We start from the raw sequence: 9,889 nt of genomic DNA, 5'->3' as shown, positions 1-9,889 counted from the left end.
TACATGATGTGCAACGATTTATATAGCGACCGACGTAATGAATAATAAAAAACTCATCTATACAATTAAGTATAAATGAGTAAATTAGAATAAATATTAATGAGTCCAAACTTTTGGGTTCACTTCACAGTGTCTCCCTTTTTATTAAGATATGTGTAAAATACTAGATTAAATTTTAAAGTGAATTATTGATTTTTTCAGCTTTTCATATGTTGGTGGTCTCTATTATTCAAGATCCTGACTTTCCCTTTTCTCAAATATCTTCATGACATTTGATACAAATGTCGGATCCTTTATTTTTTCTTCTACATACTTCCTGAAATTCTTTGTAGAAATCGAACCATCTGTGAAAATTTCTGTATAATTTGGATAATTTTTCTCAATCGAATCACGGGTAACTATATAACTGCTCCCACTAAAATTAAAAGTAATATATTCAAGATTTTCAATCAAAACAAAAGCTGAAACAGAATTATATATCAAGGCTCTTTCCGTATACAAATCCACGTTATCATACCAGTCTGTAAAATGATAATCTATTATCAGTCCATAATCCTTAGAATCGATTTCATATACATATCCATATTCTGAAAGAGGCAATGCCTGAATTAGCTGACCTATGTTGCTGTTATCCCCTATATATTTGTTTTCGTACTGTAAAATATGTTCAATTGCACTGATATTCAGATTAAAAGGACTTACAGGAACGGTATCAATACCGTATTGCTTCTTACTATCAATGAGATAATATTCGTTTACAGTATCTGCATTGATTCGGTACACATTGTAAAATAGATTCTGGTATTCTATTAATTTGTTACCCATATCATCAAAAACAGTTGTTGTCTTATATCTATAAATCGGCGGACGTTCAAATTGTGTTACACCAATATAGTCTATGACAAAGAAAATACCTGCAATCAGAATAAATATACCCGATGAAATCAATCCTCTTTTCCACCTGGATGAAAAAGGCAGTTCTCTATAAATACCAATAACCATCACTAGAAGTCCTGCAATGGAATATATTTCTGACCAGCTGCTTTCTGAAGGAAAAATGGTAAAAGAACAAATACATATCAGGATGCCTGTTCCTATAATAAAAGAAGATATTTTCTTTTGTTCATTCTTAATCTTATTATCTGTGTACACAATGGTACTAAGCAAGTTTTGTTCTAAATATTCAACCGTCTTTTCTTCTTCAATGAATTCTCCTACCAATAATTCATTTATCGTAATTCCCAGTTCTTTACTAAGTGGTTCAAGTAAAGATAAATCTGGCATATAATTTCCATTTTCCCATCGGGATATAGTTTTATTGGTTACACCTAATCGTTCCCCAAGCTGCTCCTGTGTTAATCCTTTTTTCTTACGATTTTTCGCAATAAAAGATCCTATCTTTTTACTATCCATAGTTCAATCTCCTTTCAAAGAAAATGTTAAAACTTTTAACGTTAATTGAACACCCCACAAATAGCGAATCATCAATTCCAGCCTAATTTTTTCTTAAATGATGCAAAATTAACCTATCTTTTATATAAACCACCAACCATCTTCCTTTGTAGTTGATAATCTATTTTCCTTTTGTCTAAGTCTTTATTTGATACTCCTCTTTTCTAAAATTCTTTATAAATCAACATGACAAACATCAATTTTACTCATAATCATTTCATTCTACGTGATGGATAAAAAAGATGGAGACTCATTTTGTCTCCATTTTTCTTTATAAATTTACATTTCCACTACTGATTCCTTTTTCTTCTTCTAACTCCAGCCAGTCTAAAGCTCTTTTTATATACGTATCCCAGAAAGTCCAATCATGTCCTCCTGGACCTGTTTCAAAAGTATGAGGAATTTGTTTCTGATCTAAATATTGATGAAATTTCACATTAAATCGATACAATAATGAATCTTCTGTTCCACATGCCATATAGATATCTGGAATCTGTGAATTTTCTAAACGATTCACTAGAGCTATATAATCTTTATCGCTTCCTTTAATTTCATCTAAATTTCCAAATATAAATTCATAATAAGATCTTCTATGAAGAGGATTTGAACTGTTATCGTTTGATCTTACAATCAGATCCAGAATAAAAGCAGAAGATAAAGCTATGATGGAACCAAATGTCTCATGATATTTTAATCCATTGACCATGGCTCCATAGCCTCCCATAGATAATCCTCCAATAAATGTATCTTCTCTTTTAGTGGATAATGGAAAAGAACGTCTTGTAAAGGAAACCAGCTCCTCTCCAATAAATTTTGAAAAATACGCATTGGATTGAGGATGATCCACATAAAATTTATTTTCACCAGAAGGCATTACAACTGCTAAATTATGGTCTTGCGCCCATGCTTCAATACGAGTTCCATGAACCCAGTCATTCTGACTTCCATAAATTCCATGTAATAAATATAAAGTTTTATATTCTTTTATTTCATTTTCTTTATCCGTTGGTAATACAACATTTATATTGACTGTTCTCATCAAAGATTTTGAAAAGAAATTACAAGTTAAATATGCCATAAATCCTCCTAAAAAAGAGTGGAATCCTTCCACCCTACTTACTGGCGATTTTGGCAATTGCCTGAGCATCAATTTTATATTTTGCGAATAATTCAGCTGGTTTTCCACTTTCCCCAAATACATCCTGTACCCCCACTCGAACAAGTTTACAGGAAGACCCAGTTTCTGCTAAAACTTCGGCAACGGCACTACCCAAACCTCCAATGATGGAATGTTCTTCACATGTTACAATTGTATCATGAGTTTGTGCCAATTGTTGAATCAATTGTACATCAATTGGTTTGATCGTATGAATATTCACAACGGTTGGAGTCTCTTTCATCATTTCACTGGCTTTTAATGCTTCCTGAACCATTAATCCAGTAGCAACCAGTGCAACTTTCTTTCCTTCTTTTAAGATGACTCCTTTACCCAATTCAAATTTATAATCTTCTGGAGTGACCGTTTCCACTCCACTTCTTCCTAAACGGACATAACATGGACCTTCTGTATAAGCTACCGTTTTAATAGCTTGTTTTGCTTCATTATAATCACATGGAACAATTACTTTCATACCTGGAATTCCACGCATTAGACTAATGTCTTCAATACATTGATGAGAAGCTCCATCTTCTCCTACACTGATTCCAGCATGAGATGCACAGACTTTAACATTTAAATGCGTATATCCAATGCTGTTACGAATCTGTTCAAATGCACGACCTGTGGCAAACATCGCAAAAGAAGACGCAAAAGCAATTTTACCACTGGCAGCCAGTCCAGCTGCAACACTCATCATATTTCCTTCCGCAATTCCCATGTCAAAATGACGAGAAGGATCTACTTTTTTTGCTTCTCCACTTTTTGTACTTCCTGCTAAATCCGCATCCAATACAACAATATTTTTATCCTCTTTCAATAATTCTTTTAATGCATCACCATATGCAATACGAGTCGCAATCTTTGCCATATCTATGCCTCCAATTCTTTCATAGCTGCATGGTACTGTTCTTCATTTGGAGCCACTCCATGCCATCCTTGCTGATCTTCCATAAAGGAAACGCCTTTTCCCTTAATTGTCTTTGCGATAATAGCTGTTGGTTTTCCTTTTGTATTTCTGGCTTCCTCAAATGCTTTACGAAGCTGATCAAAATCATGACCGTCTACAGAAATTGTATGAAAATTAAATGCTTTAAATTTTTCTTCTAAAGAGAATACATTCATTACCTCACTGACACGACCATCAATCTGAAGATTGTTTTCATCAACAATAATGCATAAATTATCCAGCTGATAATGAGCTGCAGCCATAGCCGCTTCCCAGACTTGCCCTTCCTGACATTCTCCATCTCCTAACAGGGCATAGATACGATTTGAACTTTTATCCAGACGATTTGCCAAAGCCATACCTACTGCACAAGAAATTCCTTGTCCCAATGATCCCGTTGACATATCTACACCTGGAACATAATTCATATTTGGATGTCCCTGTAAACGTGAATTAATGGCACGGAAAGTCAATAATTCTTCTTCTTCCATAAATCCTTTTTCAGCCAGTACGGCATATAATGCAGGACTTGCATGTCCTTTACTCAATACAAATCGATCTCGATCAATACTGTTTAAATTTTCAGAATTGATATTCATTTCTTCAAAATACAAAAATGTAATGATATCCGCTGCTCCCAAAGATCCTCCTGGATGACCACTTTGAGCACTGTATACTTCCTTTACTATGTTTCTACGAATATTCTTTGCATGCAAAGACAATTCTTTATTTTCCATAATTCTGTCCGTCTCCTTTTTGCCTTTCCATTATAACAAGATTGTGCAAATTTTGCACTATTTGCAGGAATCATTCTTATAATCTTTACGCTCATTTACTATAAACGAATTTCCTTTATAAACAAAATTATTTTTATGAATTCCTTCAAAAACAATAAATATTTTTTGTTTAACGAAAATATTTAAGTCATTTCAAAAAAGATTCCTTATGGAATCTTAAAAATATTTCAATAAAAAGTCTCCCACTCCACCTTCATCACAAGATAAAGTCTGATATTCACAAATTTCTTTTATTTGATCCACTGCATTTTCCATTGCGACTCCATTAAAAGAAGACAACATTTCAAAATCATTCATTTCATCCCCAAAACACAATACATTTTCTCTTTGAATATTAAGCATTTGACACAATACATCTATTCCTGCCACTTTGCTTAAATCTGGATGGACAACTTCTGTTAATATCGGTGAACTGGCAAACATACGATAAGAACAGGGGTTTAAAGATTCAAATCGTTTTAATATTTCCACTTGAACTTCATGATCGGATACCAGTAACATTTTAGGATGATCACAAACGACATATTCTTTTAAATCTGTCTGTCTTTTATTTATATTGGCTTCTTTACAACGATACAGATAAGCCTCTGTTATTTTATTTGTGACCAGCGTATCGTTTTCAAATACACATAAAGATACATTAAGATCCTGATACGTATCAATAATCTGATGAATCACATCTTTTGGTAAATAATTCTGACTTTTCTGTTGTCCAGTTTTACAATCAATAATTGTCGCACCATTGTTACAAACCAGATAATCACAATGATTTTCTAAATTCCATCTCTTTAAATTCTTTTTTACCATCGCATAAGGTCTTCCCGTTCCTATCGCAAAAGGGATTCCTTTTCTTTTCGCATATTCAATTCCTTCAATATTTCGATTCGGACATTCATGTTTTTTATCAATTAATGTTCCATCTATATCACTGACGATTAATTTTATATCTTTCATAAAACCCTCTTTTATTCCTCTTTTATTCCACTTAATGCATATAAGATTTCATCTTCACTATAATCATCCCATACCAGTTCCTCTACCATTTCTTCCAGATCATAACCCTCCTCTAAACACTTCTGAGCCTTTCGTAAAGCCTTTAAATTATTTTTATTCTCTAAAAAAGAAATCGCACAAGCAATTTGAGAATCCTCAAATAAATCTTTTTGTAACTGTACTTTAATCTGTTCAAAATTCATATTTTCTTTTAAACATTCCAAAGCTCTTCTTTTTGCCTGTAAATTCCAGTCTATATTTAAAGGATCAATCAATTTTTCAGTCGATTTATATTGAAAACGAGTTAAAGATGCTTTTTTTATCAAAGCCATTTTGGAATATGGTTTTTCACGGGCATGAGTAAATAAGCTCTTTTGAAGATTTTTCGTTAATTTATCAATGGCTTCTTCTGTATCAAATTTTTCTTTTGATTTTCTATAAATCGTTTTTTTCTCTTCCAATTCCGGATGTGAATTTCTTAAAGCATAATATATAGCCCATCGATTCACCGGTGTATCTTTGATCAATGGACTGAAATAGGCATCATAAAATGGATCGTATGGATTTACAGGATATTCAAATGATTTATTCTTTTTCATATATTCATTATAGTAAAAAAAGGCGATTTTGTCGCCTATATATGTTTTCTCATTGTAAACACATTTTTCCCATTTAAATATTGATAATCTAAAGAATCCATTCGATTCTCTAAAATATACAATCCTATACCGGATTTACTGCGATTTAAAGAATCCGATAAAATTTCATTTTCTTTTGCCAAAGGATCAAATTGTACTCCATCATCCATAAAAGTCAATTCAATTAAAGAGTCTATTCGATTAATGAATAAATCAATGTAGCTGCAATTTGAATATTTCACAAGATTCACAAACACTTCTTCTATACATAATTTGATATCATCTAAACTATTTGAATCTATATTTTCTGTTTTCACATCAATCCATCGATAAATATCATTTAATTGTCCCAATTCTCTTTTAAATCTTTTTTTCATAGAATCTATTATAATCCAAAATTTAAATAAATATAGGTTGTATCGTCTCTTTTTTTCAATCTGGGATATAAAATACAATCCGCATCCATTTCCTGGTATTGATACAACTGCTTTTCAATGGGTTCATTTGTTTCAATGGCATCCAATATCTGTTTAATGTCTGAATAACCTGGATACATTAAGATCTGACTAAATCCATCACTCATACAACAGATCCTGTCTATATCTTTTAGATTCCATTCTTTTATGAGGGCATGAGAAATTCCTTTTTTTGAAGGGTCTAAAATATAATAATATTGATTGGATAATTTTCGATTTCGAATTAAATGTTCTTTAATTTCTATTTCTTCTCTTGTCTGTAAAAAAGGAATCTGTTTTTCTTTTGATAAAGAAATCATATGTTGAATGACACTTTGATCCAATTCATCTATTTTTTTATCTTCAAAAGACTCAATGCTTCCATCTTTCATCTGTATAATGCCAACACTGTCTCCCAATCCAAAATATTCCAGTTTATCTTCTTTAAAACGAAATAAAGAAATACAGGCATTTGGTAAATCAATCGAATCCATTGAATCAATATCCGAATATAGATTCTGAATTTCTGTAATCGCATTGTCAATAATTTTTGATAAAGAGAAAGGATCCTTTATATGCATTTCAATTTCTTTTTTTAACATTTGTACAAACCACATCGCATCATCTTCTGACATATAGTTTTTTTTCGATAAACCTGTTGCTCCATCCAATACCATAATATGAGAAGAAGAAAAGGAATACGCATCTTCATTGTATTTTTTATCACTGAAACAATAATATTTTGGTTTGTTCATTGTATCTCCTTAAAAAAGAGATTCAAAATGAATCTCTATTTTGTAACATCTACATATAAATCTTTATATTGTTTTGCGGAATTTTCCCAGGATACATCTTTGGCCATATCTCTTTGTACCATTTCATCCCAGCACCAGCGATTGTTGAAATATAAAGTTTTTGCACGATTGATGGCATCCAGTAATAATCCAGCATCATAACGATCAAATGTGAATCCATTTCCATCATTTGTATTTTTGTTATATGGTGCAACTGTATCTTTTAATCCACCTGTTTCACGAACGATTGGTACAGTTCCATAGCGCATCGCAATCAATTGTGTTAAACCACATGGTTCAAAACGACTAGGAACTAATAATGCATCAACCCCTGCATAAATTTCATGAGAACGAGCTTCATCATACATGATACTGCTTGATACATTTCCTCTATAATCATTTTCAAATTTTCTGAATGCATCTTCGTATACTTTATCTCCTGTTCCTAAAATCACAACCTGAGTAAAGTCATCCACAATTTCTGGTAATACCGCATTAATCAGATCCAATCCTTTCTGATCGGTTAAACGAGAAATCAGACCAATCACAAATTTAGAATGATCCTGATCCAGTCCTAATTTTGTCTGTAATGCCATTTTATTTCCAACTTTATTAGATACAACATTGGTAACATCATAATTAGAAGCTAAATATTCATCTGTAGCTGGATTCCAGATATCAATATCGATTCCATTTACAATTCCATGTAATTTTGGATTGTGATAACGTAAATGAGCATCCAGTTTTTCTCCATATTCCCATGTCTGAATTTCATTAGCATATGTATGACTTACAGTGGTAATCATATCCGCATAAGCCAATCCACCTTTTAACATATTGGCATCGTTATTTCCCTGTCCTAAACCATCTACATTAAATACATGATAAGGAAGATTTGTCCAGTATTGAATCGTTGGAACATTATAAATTCCCTGGAAACGTAAATTATGCACTGTTAAAATAGTTTTCGCACGACCTACTGGAGTTGGAGCAAATACAGTTTTCACATATACTGGGATCAATGCAGCCTGCCAGTCATGGCAATGAATGACATCTGGTGACCAGTTCATGTAATTTAAAGCAGCTAAAGCAGCTTTTGCGAAATAACAGAATTTAGGAATATCTCCTACAATGCTTGTATAAGGATTTCCTGAAGAGAAGAATTCTTCATTGTCAATAAAATCATAAATTACACCATCGTTAATATATTCCATAATTCCTACATAGAATTTTCTACCATCGGAACACAGATCCATATAGAAAGATCCTCTATAAACCATTTTTTCTTTATATTTATAAGGAATGCATTTATAGTTTGGAATCAGTACACGGACATCACAATTCAAGTCTACCAGTGCTTTTGGAAGTGCATACATTACATCCCCTAAACCACCTGTTTTCACAAATGGGAAACATTCAGAACCAATAAAAGCCACACTCTTTCTTGGACCATAAGTTTCAACTACCTGTTCTGCCATCTCTTTGGCTTCTTCAACAACTTCAGGTGTTACTTCTACAACTGGTTTTGTTTCTTCCACTTTTACTTCTTCAACTGGTTTTTCTTCTTTAGCGGTTTTTTCAACATTATCTTTTTTCACAGCTTTTTTACGAGTTTTCTTTACTGCTTTTACTTCATCTTTTTCTTTCTTTTCCGCTTTCTTTGTTGTTTTCTTTGGTTTTTCTTCTTTTTCGGATGGTTTCTTAGTCGCTTTTTTTGTTGTCTTCTTCACTGCTTTTGTTTCATCTGCAGCTTTTTTAGTACGCTTCTTTGTTGTTTTCTTTTCTACAACTTCTTCTGCAGCGACTTGTGTCTCCTTCACTTTTGTTTCTGCCATCTTAATACCTCCATATATCTTATATACTTATTTTACATCATTTATTGAAAAAGCAAAAATAAAATAATATAATTGAACCATCATACGACTGACGGAAGTAGAATTAACTACATGAAGTATGATTTTAAATGAGCCGACCGTCTGGGCAATGTATTTGTCCAGCTTTTTTTATGGACTAGAAAGGTTGTTATGAAACATTTTAAAACATTTTATTTAGCCGTTTTAGCCGGTATTGCCATTGGAATTGGTGGAACCATTTATTTATCTTTAGATAATAAAGTCATCGGTGCTTTATTTTTTGCGGTTGGTTTATATGCGATCTGTGTGCATGGATTAAACCTGTTTACTGGAAAAATTGGCTATGTGATCGAACAGAAACTATCTTATTGTCTGGATTTATTTTTGATCTGGGCTGGAAATCTGGCTGGAACATGGTTATGTGCTTTTCTGATTTCGTTTACTCGCTTATCCATTTCAGATACCGCAAAAACAATTTGTGAAATCAAAATGAATGATACTTTCATCAGTTTATTTATCCTGGCAATTTTCTGTGGTTTACTGATGTTTATTGCCGTAGACGGCTATAAGAAATGTCAAAATCCAATCTTATTATTTATTTGTGTCGCCGTCTTTATTTTATGTGGATTTGAACACTGTATTGCGGATATGTTTTATTTTTCAATGGCCAATGCATGGTCACTCACTTCTTTTATAGATATACTCATCATTACCTTAGGAAATGGCATAGGAGCTATATTCATTCCATTATCTAAAAAAATAAACAGCTAAAGCAAATGATGATTCAAAAAAAAGCCCGAAG

General features: G+C 32.5%; 10 protein-coding genes and 1 riboswitch. Of the genes, 1 reads left to right on the top strand and 9 read right to left on the bottom strand.

Going from position 1 to position 9,889, the window contains the following annotated elements; all coding sequences use genetic code 11:
- Positions 1-225 precede the first annotated feature (225 nt).
- From FYJ50_RS10565 to FYJ50_RS06530, 9 genes are all read right to left on the bottom strand, one after another.
- On the bottom strand, positions 226-1,413 hold the full coding sequence (locus FYJ50_RS10565) for a DUF4825 domain-containing protein (RefSeq protein ID WP_205946460.1): 1,188 nt from the start codon (positions 1,411-1,413) through the stop codon (positions 226-228).
- A gap of 310 nt (positions 1,414-1,723) precedes the next feature.
- On the bottom strand, positions 1,724-2,530 hold the full coding sequence (locus FYJ50_RS06565; RefSeq protein WP_154460320.1) for an alpha/beta hydrolase: 807 nt from the start codon (positions 2,528-2,530) through the stop codon (positions 1,724-1,726).
- 34 nt (positions 2,531-2,564) lie between these two features.
- Positions 2,565-3,479 (bottom strand): transketolase family protein, encoded by a 915-nt coding sequence (locus FYJ50_RS06560; RefSeq protein ID WP_154460318.1) that lies wholly within the window; start codon positions 3,477-3,479, stop codon positions 2,565-2,567.
- A 2-nt stretch (positions 3,480-3,481) separates the two neighbouring features.
- Positions 3,482-4,294, bottom strand: a complete 813-nt coding sequence (locus tag FYJ50_RS06555) for a transketolase (RefSeq protein ID WP_154460316.1) — start codon at positions 4,292-4,294, stop codon at positions 3,482-3,484.
- A 216-nt stretch (positions 4,295-4,510) separates the two neighbouring features.
- Positions 4,511-5,308 (bottom strand): HAD family hydrolase, encoded by a 798-nt coding sequence (locus FYJ50_RS06550; protein WP_154460314.1) that lies wholly within the window; start codon positions 5,306-5,308, stop codon positions 4,511-4,513.
- 11 nt (positions 5,309-5,319) lie between these two features.
- Positions 5,320-5,946, bottom strand: coding sequence for a hypothetical protein (locus FYJ50_RS06545; RefSeq protein ID WP_154460312.1), 627 nt, complete (start codon positions 5,944-5,946; stop codon positions 5,320-5,322).
- A 35-nt stretch (positions 5,947-5,981) separates the two neighbouring features.
- Entirely contained in the window at positions 5,982-6,362 is a 381-nt protein-coding gene (locus tag FYJ50_RS06540) for an ATP-binding protein (protein WP_154460310.1), read from the bottom strand.
- A gap of 8 nt (positions 6,363-6,370) precedes the next feature.
- Complete coding sequence (locus FYJ50_RS06535) at positions 6,371-7,195, bottom strand: protein phosphatase 2C domain-containing protein (RefSeq protein WP_154460308.1); 825 nt, start codon at positions 7,193-7,195, stop codon at positions 6,371-6,373.
- 35 nt (positions 7,196-7,230) lie between these two features.
- Positions 7,231-9,069 (bottom strand): glycogen synthase, encoded by a 1,839-nt coding sequence (locus FYJ50_RS06530; RefSeq protein WP_154460306.1) that lies wholly within the window; start codon positions 9,067-9,069, stop codon positions 7,231-7,233.
- Positions 9,070-9,143: 74 nt separating this feature from the next.
- A riboswitch (ZMP/ZTP riboswitch) is annotated at positions 9,144-9,223 on the top strand.
- Between the two features lie 35 nt (positions 9,224-9,258).
- On the opposite strand from FYJ50_RS06530, the gene FYJ50_RS06525 reads away from it, so the two are divergent.
- Positions 9,259-9,858: a formate/nitrite transporter family protein gene (locus tag FYJ50_RS06525; protein WP_154460304.1), complete on the top strand. Its 600-nt coding sequence runs from the start codon at positions 9,259-9,261 to the stop codon at positions 9,856-9,858.
- Positions 9,859-9,889: the final 31 nt, after the last annotated feature.

Source organism: Floccifex porci (assembly GCF_009696175.1).
Lineage (GTDB): Bacteria > Bacillota_I > Bacilli_A > Erysipelotrichales > Erysipelotrichaceae > Floccifex > Floccifex porci.
The sequence above is the reverse complement of the archived record's forward strand: the minus strand, read 5'-3'. Positions and strand labels throughout refer to the sequence as shown.